Genomic DNA, 16,836 nt, shown 5'->3' with positions numbered 1-16,836 from the left:
CCATGCTGGAAACCTCGCCGCCCGAGATCTTCGACTGTCAGGCCTGCGGCGCCTGCTGCGCCTATTCCGCCGAATGGCCGCGCTTTTCCCTCGAAAGTGACGAGGAGATCGCCGCCATCCCTGAAGCCATGATCGCCAAGGACGAGAGCGGCATGAAGTTCGAACACGGGCGCTGTGCGGCCCTCACGGGCGAAGTCGGCAAACATGTCGGCTGCGCAGTCTATCTCGTGCGCCCGCATGTCTGCCGCACCTGCATGCCCGGAGACGAGGAATGCAAGATCGCGCGGGCAGAATTCGGCTTCAGCCTGGAAAGTCTGCCGGAGCCCGAGATCTACGAAGCGTAAGCCTCAGGGAACGGTGATCGTCACCTGATCGGCCGGCAATTCGCCGCCGATTTCCGCCGTCTGGGTCTTCTTGTCGTACACGCAGATCGAGCTCACCGTGGCATCGGCACCAACCGCCTTGCCGGTGAGAATGGCCATGCCATAGCTTTCGGTCCCGAAGGGATCGACCACGACCTTCGGCTTTTCGATGCGGCCCTCCGCAAGCGCCGTGCATTTGGCTGCTACATCCTTGGCGAACTCGTCCCAGGCATCGTCGGACGAAGCAAAGGCCAGTGTGGATAGAGGAAGAACGAGCAGCGCTGCAGCGGAAACGAGGCGGGCAAATGAGGTCATGGAGCACCTTGGCGTCGATTGGCGAGATTTGGAAGATCCGTTGGAAACGGCCTGGCTGCAAGTCCAAAAACGGAAGACATTTCTTTCCTCCCCACTCCGGTTTTTGGAAGAGCAAAGGTTGCCTCGCCCTTCAAGCGCACCTATGTTCCCGTCACCTGCCAAAACGCAATCCATTGCCCAAAGGAGATATCACCATGGCCTTCGAATTGCCCGCCCTGCCCTATGCTTACGACGCACTTTCGCCCTATATGTCGGCGGAAACGCTCGAGTTCCATCACGACAAGCATCACCAGGCCTATGTGACCAACGGCAACAACCTGCTCAAGGATTCGGGTCTCGAAGGCCTGTCGCTCGAAGAGATCGTCAAGCAGTCCTACGGCAAGAATGCCGGCCTGTTCAACAATGCCGGCCAGCATTACAACCATCTGCATTTCTGGAACTGGCTGAAGAAGGACGGCGGCGGCAACAAGCTGCCCGGCAAGCTGCAGGCAGCCGTCGACAGTGACCTCGGTGGCTACGACAAGTTCAAGGCCGATTTCATCGCCGCCGGCACCACGCAGTTCGGCTCCGGCTGGGCCTGGCTCTCGGTCAAGGACGGCAAGCTCGAGATCTCCAAGACCCCGAACGGCGAAAGCCCGCTGATCCACGGCGCCTCGCCGATCCTCGGCGTCGACGTCTGGGAACACTCCTACTACATCGACTACCGCAACGCCCGCCCGAAGTATCTCGAAGCCTTCGTCGACAACCTGATCAACTGGGACTACGTGCTGGAACTTTACGAAGGCGCGACCAAGTAAGCCTCTGACAGATCCGTTTCTTCGGACGCCCGGTGCCAAAAGGTGCCGGGCGTTTTTCGTTTCCGGCTGCGACAGAATGGTGGGTCCGGCCGATGGAACCATCGCCGTGCCACCACGTTTGTTCGCCAAGACCCAGTCAAAAATGAAAGGAATGTCCCATGGCGACTTCGAACCTGCAGGCAGAACTGCGCGAGCTGCGCGAACAGATGAATGACCTGAAGACGGTGATCAGCCGCGAGACAAGCCGTGGCACCAGCCGCATCCGCCATCGTGCCGTTGATGCATTCGACGGTGCCGCAGACACCGCAAGCGCCATGGCAGGCTATGCCCGTGATGGTGCCGATGCCGTCGCCAGCGTCGTTCGCCGCCATCCGGGCGCTACCTCTGCCGGTCTGATCACGCTCGGCATCCTTGGCGGTCTTATCGGTTATCTGGTGGCCAATTCCGCTCCGGCGGCGCGCGACCATCGCTGGCGCTGGAACTGAGGCGCGGCATGGTCAAGGTGACCTATCACGTCGTCGAGCATGACGAAGGTTACGCGTACAGGCTCGGGGACGTTTATTCCGAGCCGTACCCGACCCATGCCGAGGCGCTTTCGGCCGCACGACAGGCAGCCGGCGCCCAGCAGCTGGCTGATGGCGATACAGAGATCAGCTGGCAGGACGCGGACGGCAATTGGCACAACGAACATGCGGACGGTGCGGACCGGCCCATGACGGACGTAGTCGACGATGTCGAAGACGCCCGGTAAAGCCTGCCTCGCAGGCTAAGGGAAAGCCCGTGGCATCGCCACGGGCTTTCTTCGTTTTCGTCTCTCTGGAATGGCTCATGCAGCGCGGCGCATCTGCGTGCGACCTGCCTCAATCCGGAAGCGCTCGATCATCACCCGCAACGCTGCAGCTTCCTTTGCCAGTCGGCTTGCCTCGTTGCTCTGGTCGTCCGAGACCCGCGCATTCTGCTGGGTTGCCGTATCGAGCGTCTCGACAGCACCGGCAATGTCGCGCAAACCGTTAGACTGATCCTGCGAGAAGTCGGCGATAGCATCCATGTGGTCATTGATCGTCTGGATGAGGCTGCCGATTTCAACCAGCGTTTCGCCGGTTCCATGCACCAGCTTCACTCCGCTCTCAACCTGGGCGGTCGAATTCTGGATCAAGGTCTTGATCTCCTTGGCGGCATTTGCCGAGCGCTGGGCGAGTTCACGAACTTCCTGGGCGACAACGGCAAATCCCTTGCCGGCCTCGCCCGCACGGGCCGCCTCGACACCGGCATTCAGCGCCAGAAGATTGGTCTGGAAGGCGATCTCATCGATCACGCCGATGATGTTGGAGATCTGCTGCGCGCTTTCCTCTATGCGGTGCATCGCCTGCTCGGCTTCCGTGACAACCTTGCCGGAATTAAGCGCACTCTGATTTGCCTTTTTCGCCACCTCGCGTGCGTCGGCTACTCGCTTATTCGCTGCGTGGACGGTCGCATTGATCTCCTTCAGCGAAGCAGAGGTCTGTTCCAGGGACGCAGCCTGGCTTTCAGTCCGCCGTGCCAGCTCATTTGCCCCTGCTGCGATCGTGCCGCTGCCGTCATCTATCACGCCAACCGCTCCCTGGATGGCGGACATGGTGCCGGCAAGTTCACGAACGGAGGCATTGAAGTCGTGCCGCAATGCCTCGAAGCTGGCGTCGAAGGGTTCTTCGATCTGAAAGGCAAGATCCCCGGCGGCAAGGCGACGCAGGCCTGATGCCAATCCAGCGGTAGCGAGTTGCAGCTTCTCTGCGGCCTCTTCCTCGGCACGACGCTCCACGTCACGACGGTGTTGCTCTGCCCGCTGGCGATTGTGTTCAGTCTCCGTTTCCAGAGACCGGGTGCGACGCAGGTTGTCACGGAACACTTCCAGCGCGCGGCCCATCGTTCCCAGTTCGTCGCGCCGGTCATTCGTCCCGACATCGATGTCGAGATTGCCTTCGGACAGGCTCTGGGTCGCGCGGGCAAGCTTGCGCAGCGGATTGACAGCGGTCACGCGCAGCATCAGCACCACGAGCGCGATCATCACGGCAAGCGCGCCGGCCCCGATGGCAACCCGCTTCCAGGCATTGGCACGCCAAGCGGCGAGTTCCGGAGCAAGGTCGACTTCGGCGCTATAGACACCGACGACTTCTCCCGGCTGGATGTTCATCTTGGCGGTATGACAGGCGGCGCATTTCTCGTTGCTCGCACTGCCCTGACCGAGGATGACGGGGCGGGTCATGCGGAAGCGCTCGCCTTCGAGGCTGTTCAGCCGCTCCAGCTTTGCGATCGCCTGTTCGTCGACGCGATCGCGCGGTCCTTCAAATTCCGTCTCGCCTTGAGCCTTCTGAAAATCGATGACCTTGGGGCCCATGACGAGCCACAGCTTCACGCTGCCGCCGGAGTTGGAAAACTGCTCCATGGTGCCGTCGAGCGTTGCGATGGCCGGATCGTCTTCAGCCACTTCCTTGCGGTTGAGCATCGCCTGGGTGTGGACGGATTCCAGCATGTCCAGTGCCGCGTCGCCGCGTTTTGCGGCCTTGTCGGTGAGGGTCAGGCTTTCTGCGGAGATTTCGTAAGCGGCGGTGCCGGCCTGAATGGCGGCCACTGCGATGCCAATTCCCAATACCATCTGGAGCGAGAGCGGCAGTTTCGTATATGATCTGAACATGGAACGTCCGTTGGATGCCACCGCATTCGGTGGGCGATGTTAACGGTAACACATTCCCCGACAGGCGTTAACATTTGGTTCCGAATGGCGAAATTTCGCCATGCGAATCTTAGGAAATCGTTCATCACGATTTACTTTTGCCGCTAAAGAGGTGGGGCGCCTTGGGACGCCCCACGTCCGATTGCAATGGTCAGAATTCAGTCCAGTCCTGCTGAACGGGTGCCGGTGCCGCCTGGGGTGCCTTGCCGCCGCCGAAGGCGCGGCCAAGCTTGCCGGCGAGTGCCCGGGCCGGTGATGGTGCAGCGGCATGGGCGGCGGATGCCGGCTTTGGCGTCGAGCGCGCCTGCAAGGCGGCAGGCTCCGGGGTCGTGCGGCTGCCGGCGGCGTTGACGGTGTTTCGGCGCGGGGCAGCCGTTGCCGAGGAGCCGGACTGGCCGAGCCTGAACTGCGCCAGAAGTGTGTTGAGCGAATCCGCTTCTGCCGCCAGCGTGTGGGAGGCAGCCGTCTGCTGTTCGACCATGGCGGCGTTCTGCTGGGTGCCCTGATCCATGGCCGTGACCGCCAGATTGATTTCCTGGAGGCCCGTCGACTGTTCGCGGGCGGCCGTCACGATCGCCTGGACATGGTGACTGATTTCCTGGACAGCCGCGACGATCTTTTCAAGCTCCGTACCGGTCTCGCCGACCAGGGCCACGCCATTTCCGACCTGGGCGGTCGAATTGGCAATCAGTGACTTGATCTCGCGGGCGGCATTGGCCGAGCGCTGGGCAAGTTCGCGCACTTCCTGGGCCACGACCGCAAAACCCTTGCCGGCTTCACCGGCACGCGCGGCCTCGACACCGGCGTTCAGTGCCAGAAGGTTGGTCTGGAAGGCAATATCCTCAATGACGCCGATAATGTTGGAGATCGACTGCGAGGACTGTTCGATGCCCGACATGGCGGCGACGGCCGAGCGGACGACTTCACCGGACCGTTCGGCGCCGGCGCGCGTGCGCTCGACCAGCTGGCCGACATCCTCGGCGCGCTGGGCAGTATCCTTGACGGTGGTGGTGACCTCCTCGACGGCAGCGGCGGTCTGTTCGACCGAGGCGGCCTGCTGTTCGGTGCGCTTGGCGAGATCATCGGCCGAGGCACGGATTTCGGCGGCGCCCGCATTGATCGCCTTGGCATTGTCCCCGACGGTGCGGAGTGCGGCCTGGAGCTTGTCGACGGAGTCGTTGAAATTGCCGCGCAGGCTGTCGAGCCTCGGCGCGAAGGCACGCTCCAAGCGGAAGGCAACGTCGCCATTGGCAAGTGCCGTCAGGCCCTGTTCCAGTTCGGCCATGGCGAAACGGATCTCTTCCGCCTCGCTCGCCTTTTCAGCCTCCGTTTTCTGGCGTTCGGCCTCGGCCTGCTCGCGCATAACACGGCGTTCATCGGCCATGCGGGCGCTTTCGATCGCAGCGTCCTTGAAGACAAGTACGGCCTTGGCCATGCGACCGACTTCGTCGCCCCGCTCAACGGCCGGAACCTCGACCTTGTGATCGCCGGCCGCAAGCCGGGCCATGGCATCGGTCATGCCGGTGATAGGAGTCACGATCGAGCGGGCGAGCAGCCAGATGAGGCCAACGGCAAAGACGCCGGCAACGGCAGCACCGAGAATGAGCGCGAGTTCAAGCGCATGATGGGCATTGTCGAGCTTCGCGCGGATTTCGGCCGTTCGATCGGCCAGAAGCGCCTTGATCTCGCTGCCAGCTGCGCGGAACTCATCGAGTTCGCCAGTGCCCACGGTCTTGTCGATCGCGGCGATCTCGGCTGCTGCCAGCTTGCCGTCTTTGCGGGCGGCAATCTGCGGATCGGCGACATTGGCGGCGTAGGCAGCTGCGGCGGTCCGCATCGCCTCGATCTTTCCGCTGACGGCCGTGTCGCCGGCGGCAAGCGTGGCAGCCTCGGCGAGGGCGGTTTCCAGCGCGTTGCGCTCGGTCGTCACGGCGGCCAGGGTGGTATCGCTTCCGAGCAGCAGATAGCCGCGCTCGTTCGCGGCCTGTTCGGCCATGGCAGTCTTGGCGCTATCAACGAGGTTCACGATGCGCTGGGCGCGGTCCTGATCGATGACCGCCATCTTGGCGGTATAGGCCTGCAGAAAGACGACGACCGAAGCCAGAAAGCAGCCGGCCATGATGGTGCAGAAGGTGAGGATCAGCTTCTTGCTGAGAGACAGGTTGTTGAGCGACATGAACTTCAACTTTCGGGCATGGCTTTAGGCCTTGCGAACGCGCGCAGGCGTCGCAATGCGGCAGACGAGGCCTTCAAGCCATCGCCGCTGGAGCGTTGCATGATCCAATCCGGGATTTGCGCAGCCGTCATGGCGCGTTCAGGGGGAAGCCGGATCCATCCGATCGCGGCAATCCTGTCGAAAACGGTTTTACAACCCGTTACCAAATCATGGCTGATTGCCCATGGTCCAGTCTTTGCTGGAGACAAGCATGAGGATATCGAGATCCCGCTCGGGCACGAAGTCCTTGGCGCGCATTTCAAACGTCGTCGGGCCGGTCTTCTTGATGCCTTCACCGCAGAAGCTGATGATGTTGTTGGGATTGCCCTTGTCCACGGTCAGGTGGAAATCCTCGATGGGCCCGAACCAGTTGTTGCCGGTGGTCAGGATGTAGGAGAGCCACTGCTCGAAATAGTAGAGGCCGGTGTCGAAGTTCTGCGACTTTTCCAGCTTGATCGCCGCTTTGAGAAAGTCGTCATCGAGGCAGTAGCGCTTGCGATAGTCATCGATCTGGTCCGATGGCTTGCCGTCGTAAAGAAACACCAGGCCGGTCGTCCCGCCGACGCTCGGCCGGTAGGAGTGTTCGACCTCTACTTCCTTTCCGGCCGGGAAGGTGGTTTCCCACCAGTAAACCGTGTCCAGTTCCCATACGGGCACATATTCCGGCTTTTCGGCACCGAAATCCATGTTGACGATCAGGCCCTTGACCAACCAGTCGTCGGCCACGGCCTCATCGAGTGCTGCGACCGCTTCCCGGGTTTTCGTCGCAAGCGGCTGCAGCGGTACGCCCTTCGACTTCACTTCCTCGGTGAAATCGATGCCCTGCACGAGGACCCGTTGCTGCAGGTTCGGTTTGATGGTCTCGCCATCCTGCACGACGGAAAAGCCCATGAAGTTGTCGCTCTGCTCGTCCGGCACCGCCGCCATGGTTTCGACGGGGCCGCCGATCTTCGGCATGGGAAAGGCAACGATCGTGGTGACCGGCGTGTCACCGGTGTTGCGATAGGTGTATTTCACGTCGACGCGTTCGGGCGAGATAGAGAGATCCTCCCGCGCCATGGTGATCTGGTCCGTATGGGTGAAGCTCAGACCACCGGCACTCAGCACGGCCATGGTGTCATTGGCGAACGCGACTGCCGGTGACAGCGCCAGCAGCATCCATCCCAATGCCCAGCCGCCATTCTTTGCTTTCATCACCCTCACCTCTTTGACGCCCCGTCTAACGATCTCGATCGGCAAATTAGTCAGGCCGTTCGGCTCCGGTCAATGCCGCAGCGCGGCCATAGCTGGGTCAAATGGAACAAGAGGGATCGCGGCATACGAACGCGACATCGCATACGGGATGAGAGCGGGAGAAAAAAGCGAAGCCCTCCGGGCCCGAATCCGGAGGGCTTCAGTCTGTCTGCGGCCTGGAGGGGACGAGAACGCGCAGGGCTTGGGTCGGTCGACGATCGCTTGGGAGGAGGAGATCTGCATCGGCCGACATCTGTATATTAGATTCCATGGATTAAAGGATTCCTAATGAAACCTGGAATGGCCGCAGAAATATAGCTCGCGCTGTCGGAGCTGATGGCAATGCCGAGCCCCGTCCTGTCATTTCGGCAGAAAAACACTTGCGCCGCAGCCCCGCACCGATCATTGACGGGGCATGAGACATTTGCCCGAACCCCAGCGCCTCGACCAGCTTCTGGTCGCCCTCGACCTCTTCGCCAGCCGCTCCCGCGCGCGTGACGCGATCCAGCGTGGCACCGTGAAGGTGGATGGTAAAGTCGTCACCAAACCCAGCCTCGTCTTTGCCGCGACCCACCAGTTCACCATCGACGATCCGGCGCAGGATTATGTCTCGCGCGCGGCGCTGAAACTGGTGGCCGGTCTCGACCATTTCGGTCTCTCGCCCGAAGGCTGCGAATGTCTCGATGTCGGGGCATCGACCGGCGGCTTTACCGAAGTGCTGCTGAAGCGTGGCGCGGCGCATGTCGTTTCGGTGGATGTCGGCCATGGCCAGTTCCATCCGCGCCTTGCCGCCGATCCGCGCGTCACCAATATCGAGGGCTTGAATGCGCGCTACATGGAGGCCGAGGACATTGACGACCGGCCGATCGACTTCGTCGTCTCCGACGTCTCGTTCATCTCGCTGAAGCTGGCATTGGTGCCGGCACTGGAGCTTGCCGAGCCGGGCGCACACTGCCTGCTGCTGGTCAAGCCGCAATTCGAGGCCGGGCGCGAGGCGATCAGCAAGGCGGGCCTGCTGAAGGAGCCGGAAACGGCACCGCTGGTGGCAGCCGAGCTGGAACGCTGGCTCACCGAAGACATGGGCTGGACGAGCCTCGGACTCATCCCCTCGCCCATCTCCGGCGGGGACGGCAATGAGGAGTTTCTGCTCGCCGGGGTCAAGCCGCTCGATGCACCGCGCGACGCTGATGACGACGATGATCTCGATGACGATGTCGACGGCGACCTCGACGACGAAGGGAACGAGGCATGAGCGCGGACAGCGTCACCATCGCCAGCCTCGGTGCCAAGGGCGACGGGGTCGCGCATGGCTCCGATGGTCCGGTCTTCGTGCCCTTCGCCCTGCCGGGGGAAACCGTCGCCATTGCACGAGTGAAGAACGAAGGCACGATCATGTCGTTTGCCTCGACCTCACCCGATCGCGTCGCGCCGCCCTGCAAGCATTTCGGCCCCCACGGGGTCGGTGGCATCTGTGGTGGCTGTTCGCTGCAGCATCTGGCCAAGGCTCCCTACAACGCCTTCAAGCGGCAGATCGTGATCGATGCGCTGAAATCGAAGGGCCTGGATGTGCCAGTGGCCGAGATCTTCGAGGCTCACCCGCACCAGCGCCGGCGCCTCGTCTTCACCGCCCGGCGGCGCGAGCATGGTCTAGTGATGGGCTTCATGCAGGCCGAGACGCATCATGTCGTTCCCGTCGAGGAATGTCCCATCGCGTCCGACGGGCTGATCTCCCGTCTGGACGCGATCAAGATCATCGCCAATGCCTGCGGTGCCGAACACTTCCGCGTCACCGTGACCGAGACGCCGACCGGTCTCGACATCTCGCTCGACGGGCTGCGCGGCGGGCTCGGGGATCAGGCGCGGCGCGCCGTTACCAATGCCGTCATCAAGCTGAAGAGCATCGCCCGCGTTTCGGCCAATGGCGAAATTGTCATCGAACCGCACAAACCGCTGCTCGATTTCGGCGGCGCCCGGGTCGTGCTGCCGCCGGGAGGCTTCACTCAGGCGACACATGAGGCCGAAGAGCATATGGCCGGGCTCGCCATCGCCCATATCGGCAAGGCGAAGAAGGTCGCGGACCTGTTTTCCGGCATCGGCACCTTTGCCTTGCGGATCGCGCGGGTCGCTTCGGTTTTCGCCGTGGAGTCGGACGAGAAGGCGGTCAAGTCGCTCGATTTCGCCGCCCGCAATACGCAAGGACTGAAGCCCATCAGCGTCGAACGCCGCGACCTTTTCCGGCGTCCGCTGATGACATCCGAGTTCAAGGCTTTCGACGCCGTGGTTTTCGACCCGCCGCGTGCGGGCGCCGAGGCGCAGTGCGTGGAATTGGCGAAATCAAAGGTGAAAAAGATCGTCGCGATCAGCTGCAACCCGCTGACGCTGGCCCGCGATCTCGCGATCCTGACGGCTGGCGGCTACCGGATCGACACCGTCACGCCGATCGACCAGTTCCTCTGGTCGCCGCATGTCGAGGCGGTAGCGACGCTTACCAAGGGCTGAGGCTGCTCAGTAGGTATAGAGCGTGCCCGAGCCGGTGACGTTGGCGCAGCGGCATTTGCCGCCGACGCGGCCGGGCTTGGCCGGGCACTGCGCCTGTCCGGTGCCGCCGATGCTGCCGGATTGATCGACGACGCAGATATAGCGTTGCGGACGGACATAGGGCTCGCGAGGACGTTTGGACTCGCTCTGGATGACATCGTTGTCGTCATTGCTGTCGACAAAAACGAGGTCGGCCTTTCCAGGCTGTCCCGGCATCACCGACATGGGGCCGGCATGGGCGGAGAGAGCGGCCATCATCAGGCCGATTGCGACACAGAACACACGCAACATAGAAACCTCGGAACCGGAAACGAATAGGTCAAACGCCCGACAGGCGTACTTGTTGCGACTCTAGGCCGAAAAGGCTGAACAGAGGCTGAACCAATCGCACGACGTCCCGGCATCCGGGTCCAGCCTGCGGAACCCTCGGGCAAGAATGGCATTCAAGCCGACGGAGTTGATTACCAGGCAACACACCGCTTATCTCGCCACGACAGGGGGAACCGCTCATGCAACGCACCGACAAACTGAAGGCGGGCAAGTTTGCCGTGGGCGTCGACCTCGTTCGGCGGCTCGTCGCGCGACAGTTTCCGCAATATGCCGATCTGCCGGTCCGAGAGGTCGAGAACGACGGCTGGGACAACTGGACCTTTCGGCTGGGTGACGGGCTGAAGGTTCGCCTGCCCACGGCCGAGGGTTATGCCGGACAGGCGACGAAGGAGTTTCACTGGCTGCCGGTTCTGGCGCCATTGCTGCCGCTCGCCGTGCCCATGCCGGTCGCCCTCGGGAAGCCCGAAGCGGACTATCCCTGGCACTGGACGATCTACGACTGGACGGCGGGCGAACCCGTGCGTCGAGAGCTCGTGCCGGACCTCACCTCCTTCGCTTCCGATCTTGCCGGTTTCCTCGAGGTGTTGCACCAGATCGATGTCGAAGGCGGCCCGGTTGCAGGCGCTCACAACTTCTTCCGGGGCGGCGACGTGATCGGCGTCTACGGAGCAGAAGCCCGGCGGGCCCTCGATCAGCTGCGCGACAGGATCGACACGGCGGCGGCGCTTGCCGTTCTCGATGCGGCGCAAGCGGCCCCGTTCTCCGGACCGCCTTGCTGGCTGCACGGCGACATCGCGGTCGGAAATCTGCTGGTGACGGGTGGCAAGCTTTCCGGCGTCATTGATTTCGGCTCCTGCGGCGTCGGCGATCCGGCCTGCGACCTCGTCATCACCTGGCTGTTCTTCGAGGGAGAAAGCCGGAACGCGTTTCGCGAGGCGGTCGCCGCCGATACGGGACGCTGGGCCCGCGCCCGGGCCTGGGCCCTGTGGAAGGCGGCCCTGGTTCTCGCCTCCGGTGCGCCGACGCATCCGGAGGAGTTTTCACCGGCTGAGGTGATCGCCGCCGTTCTCGACGATCACCGAGCGCGTGCCGACTGAACCAAAACGCGTGCGGTCGGGATGGAGCCTGGCCCTCAGCGCCCCTTCATGAAGGCTTCGAACGCAGCGCGGGCTTCCGCGCTCTTCAGCTGGGCGACGAAGTGCACGAGCTCTTCCTGCATGCGGGTACGCACCTCTTCGGCGCCGCCCTTGACCAGCGCGCGGGCGATCTTCATGGCGGCCGGAGGCTTGGACGCGAGCGAGGAGGCGATCTTCAAGGTTTCGGCCTCGACCTGATCAGGTGAGACGACTTTCCAGATGAGACCGGCCTCGCGTGCCTGTTCGGCGGAAAAACCCTCGCTGGCGGCGAGCATGGCAAAGGCGCGCTGGTGGCCCATGATGCGCGGGGCGATCAGGCTGGAGGCGGCTTCCGGGACCAGCGCCAAATCGACGAAGGGCGTCTTGAACAGGCTGCGGTCGGAGGCGACCGTCAGGTCGCAATGCATGTTGAGCGTCGTGCCGATGCCGATCGCGAGACCGTCGACGCCGGAGACCAGCGGCTTGGTGACTTCGGTCAGCGCCTTGAGGAGGCCGAAGGCCGCCGGTTCCCCCACGGCACCGGCCATGGCGAAGCCCAAGAAATCGGCCATGTCGTTGCCGGCGGAGAAACAGCCTTCAGTGCCGAGGAAGACGATGGCGCGGATGCTGTCGTCATTCTCGCCTTCGAGGAGGCCAGTGGTGAGCTTCTGGTACATCGCCTGGGTTATGGCGTTTTTCTTGTCCGGCCGGTTGAAGCGCAGGACGAGGACGCCGGGATGGGCTTCGGGGCGGGTGATCTCAATGTGGTCGGTCATTTTATTGTCCCTCTTCAATTGTGTCCGTCGCCGCGAATAGCCCCTCACCCCGCCTCCGCTTCGCTCGGCGATCCCTCTCCCCGTGAACGGGGCGAGGGGGACCGGAGGCGCTGCGGCCTTCGCTCTTCTCCCCGCTTGCGGGGAGAAGGTGCCGGCAGGTCAGGCGCAATGCCATTGCGCCGGGGATGAGGGGCGATCCTAGCCCGCTGAGCGGCAGTCACCCCCACCCGCCGCTTTGCGGCGACCTCCCCCCTCAAGGGGGAGGTGGGAATTACGCAAACAATGCCCTGGCTGCGTTGAGGCTTGCCTCGCCGTGAATGACGCGGTCCTTGAGGGCTGCGGTCTCGGCAATCAGGTTTTCGGTGGCGAAGCGGCAGAGGGCCAAGCGGTTGTCGCGGCCATGGTCCTCGTCGGCGAGCGCGCCCTTGGCGAGATAGACGCCGGTGAGCGTCAGGCCGAAGAGGCGCTGGTAGGGTGTGGCGCCCGAGAGCGCGGCCGAAGCATTGCCGGCGGCGAGCTGCGAAAGCAGCCATTCAGTGGTGTCTTCCAGATCCGAAAGGCTCGCGTCGAGGCGCGCGGCGGTTTCGCCGAAAGCCTCGAGGTTGGAAGCGCGCACGGCGTTGACCACCTGCTTCAGCTCGGTGATGTAGCCGCGGACATGGTTGCCGTTGGAGAGCGGCAGCTTGCGCGTCACGAGGTCGGCGGCCTGGATGCCGTTGGTGCCCTCATAGATCGGGGCGATGCGGCTGTCGCGCCAGTAGCGGGCAGCACCGGTTTCCTCGATGAAGCCCATGCCGCCATGGGTCTGGATGCCGAGCGAGGCGACATCGACGCCGGCGTCGGTGGCGAAGGACTTGGCAATCGGCGTCAGCAGAGCGGCGCGCTCGGCCCAGTGGCGGGCTTCGTCGCCTTCGGCGTGATGGCTCATGTCGGTTGCGTGGGCGCAGACATAGCAGATGGCGCGGGAGCCTTGCGTCAGCGCCTTCATGGTCACCAACATGCGGGCGACATCGGGATGTTCGATGATCGGCGACATGCCGGAGCCGGTCCAGCCGGGGGCTTTGCCTTGCGTGCGATCCTTCGCGTATTGCACGGCCTTCTGGGTGGCGGCCTCGCAGATGGCGACGCCCTGCATGCCGACGGCGAGGCGGGCATTGTTCATCATGGTGAACATGCAGGCGAGGCCCTTGTTTTCCTCGCCGATCAGCCAGCCGATCGCGCCCGGCTCGTCGCCATACTTGCCGTCGCCATAGATCATGGTGCAGGTCGGCGAGCCGTGGATGCCGAGCTTGTGCTCCAACGAATGGCAGTGGAGGTCGTTGCGGGCACCGAGCGAGCCGTCGTCGTTGACGAGATATTTCGGCACGAGGAAGAGCGAGATGCCGCGCGTGCCGGCGGGTGCATCGGGCAGGCGTGCGAGGACGAGATGGATGATGTTCTCGGTGATCTCGTGTTCGCCCCAGGTGATGAAGATCTTCTGGCCGAAGATACGGTAGGTGCCGTCGTCGCGACGCTCAGCGCGGGACTTCATGACGCCCAGGTCGGAACCGGCATGGGGTTCGGTGAGGTTCATGGTCCCGGTCCATTCACCGGAGACCATCTTCGGCAAATACTTCGCCTTCAATTCCTCGGAACCGTGCGCGGTGACGGCATCGACGGCGCCCATGGTCAGCGTCGGTCCGAGCGCAAAGCCCATGGAGCCGGAGTTCCACATTTCGAGTGCCGCGACGTTGAGCATATGGGGCAGCCCCTGCCCGCCGAAGTCTTGCGACGCCGTCAGCGAGTTCCAGCCGCCTTCGGCCCAGGCACGGTAGAGATTGTCCCAGCCATCCGGCACAATCACTTTGCCATCGACCATTCGAGCGCCCTGCTTGTCGCCGATCTCGGCCAGCGGCGCGACCTCATCGGAGGCGAAGCGGCCGGCTTCTGTCAGGATGGCGTCGACGAGATCGTCGCTCAGGTCGCCCAGCTTGCCGTCTTCGATGGCCTTGCTGAGACCTGCGACATGCTTCAGGGTGAACGCGATCTCTTCTACGGGCGCCTTGTACATGACGTGCTCCTCCATCTGGCGTATGCTTCAAGCCACGCCAAGGACTCCCACCCAGGAGGCGCGGCTCATTCTCCTCTTTGGCTAATTGATTTTTACGTAAACGTCAAATCTTTTGCATGCGTCAGGAAGTCTCGTCCACCGACCCATTGGCCCCACGAAACAGGACTGCCACGGGAGGGAGGAGACAGTTGCGTGAGCGGAAAAGCCGCGTCGCCAGCCCTGCGATCGCGATTGGTGGGCAAAGGCGAGACGGCCCAAGGATTTAATCCGGCCGGATAGCCGGCCTGTTGCAGGGGCGTCGAAATTTCGAATTTTGCGATCGGTGACGAGGGCTGGTCTTCGTCACATGACTGTTACTCGGGCTGGCTAGTCGGAAGTGAACGCAACCCAAAGGAGGCTTCGCGATGACCGAGACCAACACCAATCATCTGTCCTGGGACGAGTGGGACGAGCTGCACAATCCGCCGCCGGCCGTGACCGATTTCGATCGCGTCGTCGAACGCGCCGTTTCCCGCCGTGGCTTTCTCGGCGGCGTGCTCGCCCTCGGCTCGGCTGCTGCTGCCATGGGCACGCTCGGCAATCTGATGTCGTCGACCTCTGCCCAGGCCCAGGAAGCCGGCTCGCGTTTCCCGTTCAAGCCGGTGCCGATCTCGACCGACAACACCGTGCATGTGCCGGAAGGCTATCGCTGGGAGCCGCTCGCCAAGTGGGGCCAGCCGCTTTTTTCCACCGCCTCCGACATCGATCCGGCCAATGGCGTGTCGCTTGAAAACTCCGACAAGGTGTTCGGTGAGAACACCGACGGTATGGAGCTGTTCGTCATTGGCAGCGCCCAGGTGATCGCCGTCAACCATGAATATGTGAACAACGAGACCAACCTGCCGCACAACGAAAAGGGCATGCCGAAGAGCCTCGACGACGTGAAGATCCTGCAACACATGCAGGGCGTGACCGTCATGGAAGTGGCGGAAGGCGCTGACGGTTGGCAGATCGTGGTCGACAGCAAGTTCAACCGCCGTATCCATCACAACACGCCGATGAAGCTGTCGGGCCCGGCCGCCGGTTCGGACCTCGTGAAGACGGCTGCCGATCCCAATGGTGTCGACTGTCTCGGGACCTTCAACAACTGCGGCGCCGGCAAGACGCCCTGGGGCACCTATCTGACCTGCGAAGAAAACTTCAACGGCTATTTCGGCTCGACCGTTGCCGACTTCAAAATGCCCGACGATTACAAGCGTTACGGCATCGTCGCGGAGACGCGTTATGGCTACGAGAAGTTTGACGAGCGCTTCGACGTCTCGAAGAACCCGAACGAGCCGCGTCGCGCCGGTTATGTCGTCGAAATCGATCCTTCGGACGCGTCCTCGACCCCGATCAAGCGCACAGCACTTGGCCGTATCAAGCACGAAAACGCCGCCGTGGTGGTGGCCCGTGACGGCCGCGTGGTCGTCTATATGGGTGACGACGAGCGTGGCGAGTTTCTCTACAAATATGTCTCCAACGGCATCTATGTTCCGGGTGGCGACACCTCGAAGCTGCTCGACGAAGGCACGCTTTACGTCGCCAAATTCTCGGACGACGGCAACGGCGAGTGGCTCGCGCTCACCGAAGAGACGACCGGCATGAAGATGGACGAGATCTGCGTTCTCACCCGTCAGGCCGCTTCCAAGGTTGGCGCGACGACCATGGACCGCCCGGAATGGGTTGCCACCAATCCGGTTGCCATCGAAGCCTATTGCTGCCTGACCAACAATTCGAACCGTGCCGTGGTCAAGGACGGCAAGATGAAGACCAATGCCGGGGGCGACGTGATGGAAATCAACGCCGTCAACCCGCGCGAGGCCAATGAATACGGCCAGATCGTGCGCTGGTACCCGGAGAATGACGACCATGCAGATGGCAAGTTCAAGTGGGATCTGTTCCTGATGGCCGGCAACCCGGTCGTGCACAAGGACAGCCCCTATGCCGGTTCGTCGAACATCAACGAAGGCAACATGTTCAATTCGCCTGATGGCATGATGTTCGATTCCACTGGTCTTCTGTGGATCCAGACCGACGGCGAGGACACCAATGAGGGCGACTTTGCCGGTCAGGGCAACAACCAGATGCTCGCAGGCGACCCGGTCACCGGACGGATCGAGCGCTTCCTGACCGCGCCGAAGGGTGCCGAGGTCACCGGCCAGACCTGGTCTGCCGACAAGCGCACCCATTTCGTCGGGATCCAGCATCCCGACGCGCCCTTCCCCGATGGCGAGGGCAAGCTGCCACGTTCGACCATCGTTGCGATCAAGAAGGACGACAACGCCCGCATCGGCTAACGATCCTGGCGAGGCAGGGTGGCGAAACCGCCCTGCCCGTTCGACAAAAGAGAAGGCCGCCAACCGGAATTCCGGTG

General features: G+C 62.8%; 15 protein-coding genes. 8 read left to right on the top strand and 7 right to left on the bottom strand.

Annotated elements, in window-relative coordinates:
- The first annotated feature begins 2 nt into the window (after nucleotides 1–2).
- Nucleotides 3–344: a YkgJ family cysteine cluster protein gene (locus FJQ55_RS04640; protein WP_140826517.1), complete on the top strand. Its 342-nt coding sequence runs from the start codon at nucleotides 3–5 to the stop codon at nucleotides 342–344.
- Nucleotides 345–347: 3 nt separating this feature from the next.
- Here the strand turns inward: FJQ55_RS04640 and FJQ55_RS04635 are convergent, their stop codons facing one another.
- Nucleotides 348–677 carry a hypothetical protein gene (locus tag FJQ55_RS04635; RefSeq protein ID WP_140826516.1) on the bottom strand — a complete coding sequence of 110 codons (330 nt, stop codon included), beginning with the start codon at nucleotides 675–677 and terminating at the stop codon, nucleotides 348–350.
- A gap of 194 nt (nucleotides 678–871) precedes the next feature.
- Between FJQ55_RS04635 and FJQ55_RS04630 the strand changes: the two genes are divergently transcribed.
- From FJQ55_RS04630 to FJQ55_RS04620, 3 genes are all read left to right on the top strand, one after another.
- Nucleotides 872–1,474 (top strand): superoxide dismutase, encoded by a 603-nt coding sequence (locus FJQ55_RS04630; RefSeq protein ID WP_140826515.1) that lies wholly within the window; start codon nucleotides 872–874, stop codon nucleotides 1,472–1,474.
- A 158-nt stretch (nucleotides 1,475–1,632) separates the two neighbouring features.
- Entirely contained in the window at nucleotides 1,633–1,959 is a 327-nt protein-coding gene (locus tag FJQ55_RS04625; RefSeq protein ID WP_140826514.1) for a hypothetical protein, read from the top strand.
- Between the two features lie 8 nt (nucleotides 1,960–1,967).
- Nucleotides 1,968–2,225: a DUF2188 domain-containing protein gene (locus FJQ55_RS04620; RefSeq protein WP_140826513.1), complete on the top strand. Its 258-nt coding sequence runs from the start codon at nucleotides 1,968–1,970 to the stop codon at nucleotides 2,223–2,225.
- 75 nt (nucleotides 2,226–2,300) lie between these two features.
- On the opposite strand, the gene FJQ55_RS04615 is transcribed toward FJQ55_RS04620, so the two are convergent.
- The 3 genes from FJQ55_RS04615 to FJQ55_RS04605 all read right to left on the bottom strand — a co-directional run bounded on the left by FJQ55_RS04615 (nucleotide 2,301) and on the right by FJQ55_RS04605 (nucleotide 7,593).
- Nucleotides 2,301–4,145, bottom strand: a complete 1,845-nt coding sequence (locus FJQ55_RS04615) for a methyl-accepting chemotaxis protein (RefSeq protein ID WP_140826512.1) — start codon at nucleotides 4,143–4,145, stop codon at nucleotides 2,301–2,303.
- Nucleotides 4,146–4,335: 190 nt separating this feature from the next.
- On the bottom strand, nucleotides 4,336–6,360 hold the full coding sequence (locus FJQ55_RS04610) for a methyl-accepting chemotaxis protein (protein ID WP_140826511.1): 2,025 nt from the start codon (nucleotides 6,358–6,360) through the stop codon (nucleotides 4,336–4,338).
- Nucleotides 6,361–6,567: 207 nt separating this feature from the next.
- Entirely contained in the window at nucleotides 6,568–7,593 is a 1,026-nt protein-coding gene (locus FJQ55_RS04605; protein ID WP_140826510.1) for a DUF4424 domain-containing protein, read from the bottom strand.
- 454 nt (nucleotides 7,594–8,047) lie between these two features.
- Here FJQ55_RS04605 and FJQ55_RS04600 point away from each other — a divergent pair, with 454 nt between their 5' ends.
- Together FJQ55_RS04600 and FJQ55_RS04595 are read left to right on the top strand one after the other, a co-directional pair.
- Entirely contained in the window at nucleotides 8,048–8,884 is an 837-nt protein-coding gene (locus FJQ55_RS04600; RefSeq protein ID WP_140826509.1) for a TlyA family RNA methyltransferase, read from the top strand.
- The gene (locus tag FJQ55_RS04595; protein ID WP_140826508.1) at nucleotides 8,881–10,131 is read left to right on the top strand and encodes a class I SAM-dependent RNA methyltransferase; all 1,251 of its coding nucleotides are present in this window, start codon (nucleotides 8,881–8,883) and stop codon (nucleotides 10,129–10,131) included. The genes FJQ55_RS04600 and FJQ55_RS04595 overlap by 4 nt, the downstream gene beginning before the upstream one ends.
- A 6-nt stretch (nucleotides 10,132–10,137) precedes the next feature.
- Here the strand turns inward: FJQ55_RS04595 and FJQ55_RS04590 are convergent, their stop codons facing one another.
- Nucleotides 10,138–10,461 carry a hypothetical protein gene (locus tag FJQ55_RS04590; protein WP_140826507.1) on the bottom strand — a complete coding sequence of 108 codons (324 nt, stop codon included), beginning with the start codon at nucleotides 10,459–10,461 and terminating at the stop codon, nucleotides 10,138–10,140.
- A 218-nt stretch (nucleotides 10,462–10,679) separates the two neighbouring features.
- Here FJQ55_RS04590 and FJQ55_RS04585 point away from each other — a divergent pair, with 218 nt between their 5' ends.
- On the top strand, nucleotides 10,680–11,597 hold the full coding sequence (locus tag FJQ55_RS04585; RefSeq protein ID WP_140826506.1) for an aminoglycoside phosphotransferase family protein: 918 nt from the start codon (nucleotides 10,680–10,682) through the stop codon (nucleotides 11,595–11,597).
- A gap of 35 nt (nucleotides 11,598–11,632) precedes the next feature.
- Here FJQ55_RS04585 and FJQ55_RS04580 read toward each other — a convergent pair whose 3' ends face one another.
- On the bottom strand, nucleotides 11,633–12,391 hold the full coding sequence (locus tag FJQ55_RS04580) for a crotonase/enoyl-CoA hydratase family protein (protein ID WP_140826505.1): 759 nt from the start codon (nucleotides 12,389–12,391) through the stop codon (nucleotides 11,633–11,635).
- A gap of 271 nt (nucleotides 12,392–12,662) precedes the next feature.
- Nucleotides 12,663–14,441: an acyl-CoA dehydrogenase family protein gene (locus tag FJQ55_RS04575; RefSeq protein ID WP_140826504.1), complete on the bottom strand. Its 1,779-nt coding sequence runs from the start codon at nucleotides 14,439–14,441 to the stop codon at nucleotides 12,663–12,665.
- A 404-nt stretch (nucleotides 14,442–14,845) separates the two neighbouring features.
- Here FJQ55_RS04575 and FJQ55_RS04570 point away from each other — a divergent pair, with 404 nt between their 5' ends.
- Nucleotides 14,846–16,759 (top strand): PhoX family protein, encoded by a 1,914-nt coding sequence (locus tag FJQ55_RS04570; RefSeq protein WP_140826503.1) that lies wholly within the window; start codon nucleotides 14,846–14,848, stop codon nucleotides 16,757–16,759.
- Nucleotides 16,760–16,836 lie beyond the last annotated feature (77 nt).

It is taken from the genome of Rhizobium glycinendophyticum (genome assembly GCF_006443685.1).
In the GTDB taxonomy this organism is placed as follows: Bacteria; Pseudomonadota; Alphaproteobacteria; order Rhizobiales; family Rhizobiaceae; genus Allorhizobium; species Allorhizobium glycinendophyticum.
The sequence above is the reverse complement of the archived record's forward strand: the minus strand, read 5'-3'. Positions and strand labels throughout refer to the sequence as shown.

Bases quoted from the DNA above. Each gene is read 5' to 3' on its own strand.
- FJQ55_RS04640 (WP_140826517.1), top strand. From the start codon at position 3: ATGCTGGAAACCTCGCCGCCCGAGATCTTCGACTGTCAGGCCTGCGGC.
- FJQ55_RS04635 (WP_140826516.1), bottom strand. From the start codon at position 677: ATGACCTCATTTGCCCGCCTCGTTTCCGCTGCAGCGCTGCTCGTTCTT.
- FJQ55_RS04630 (WP_140826515.1), top strand. From the start codon at position 872: ATGGCCTTCGAATTGCCCGCCCTGCCCTATGCTTACGACGCACTTTCG.
- FJQ55_RS04625 (WP_140826514.1), top strand. From the start codon at position 1,633: ATGGCGACTTCGAACCTGCAGGCAGAACTGCGCGAGCTGCGCGAACAG.
- FJQ55_RS04620 (WP_140826513.1), top strand. From the start codon at position 1,968: ATGGTCAAGGTGACCTATCACGTCGTCGAGCATGACGAAGGTTACGCG.
- FJQ55_RS04615 (WP_140826512.1), bottom strand. From the start codon at position 4,145: ATGTTCAGATCATATACGAAACTGCCGCTCTCGCTCCAGATGGTATTG.
- FJQ55_RS04610 (WP_140826511.1), bottom strand. From the start codon at position 6,360: ATGTCGCTCAACAACCTGTCTCTCAGCAAGAAGCTGATCCTCACCTTC.
- FJQ55_RS04605 (WP_140826510.1), bottom strand. From the start codon at position 7,593: ATGAAAGCAAAGAATGGCGGCTGGGCATTGGGATGGATGCTGCTGGCG.
- FJQ55_RS04600 (WP_140826509.1), top strand. From the start codon at position 8,048: ATGAGACATTTGCCCGAACCCCAGCGCCTCGACCAGCTTCTGGTCGCC.
- FJQ55_RS04595 (WP_140826508.1), top strand. From the start codon at position 8,881: ATGAGCGCGGACAGCGTCACCATCGCCAGCCTCGGTGCCAAGGGCGAC.
- FJQ55_RS04590 (WP_140826507.1), bottom strand. From the start codon at position 10,461: ATGTTGCGTGTGTTCTGTGTCGCAATCGGCCTGATGATGGCCGCTCTC.
- FJQ55_RS04585 (WP_140826506.1), top strand. From the start codon at position 10,680: ATGCAACGCACCGACAAACTGAAGGCGGGCAAGTTTGCCGTGGGCGTC.
- FJQ55_RS04580 (WP_140826505.1), bottom strand. From the start codon at position 12,391: ATGACCGACCACATTGAGATCACCCGCCCCGAAGCCCATCCCGGCGTC.
- FJQ55_RS04575 (WP_140826504.1), bottom strand. From the start codon at position 14,441: ATGTACAAGGCGCCCGTAGAAGAGATCGCGTTCACCCTGAAGCATGTC.
- FJQ55_RS04570 (WP_140826503.1), top strand. From the start codon at position 14,846: ATGACCGAGACCAACACCAATCATCTGTCCTGGGACGAGTGGGACGAG.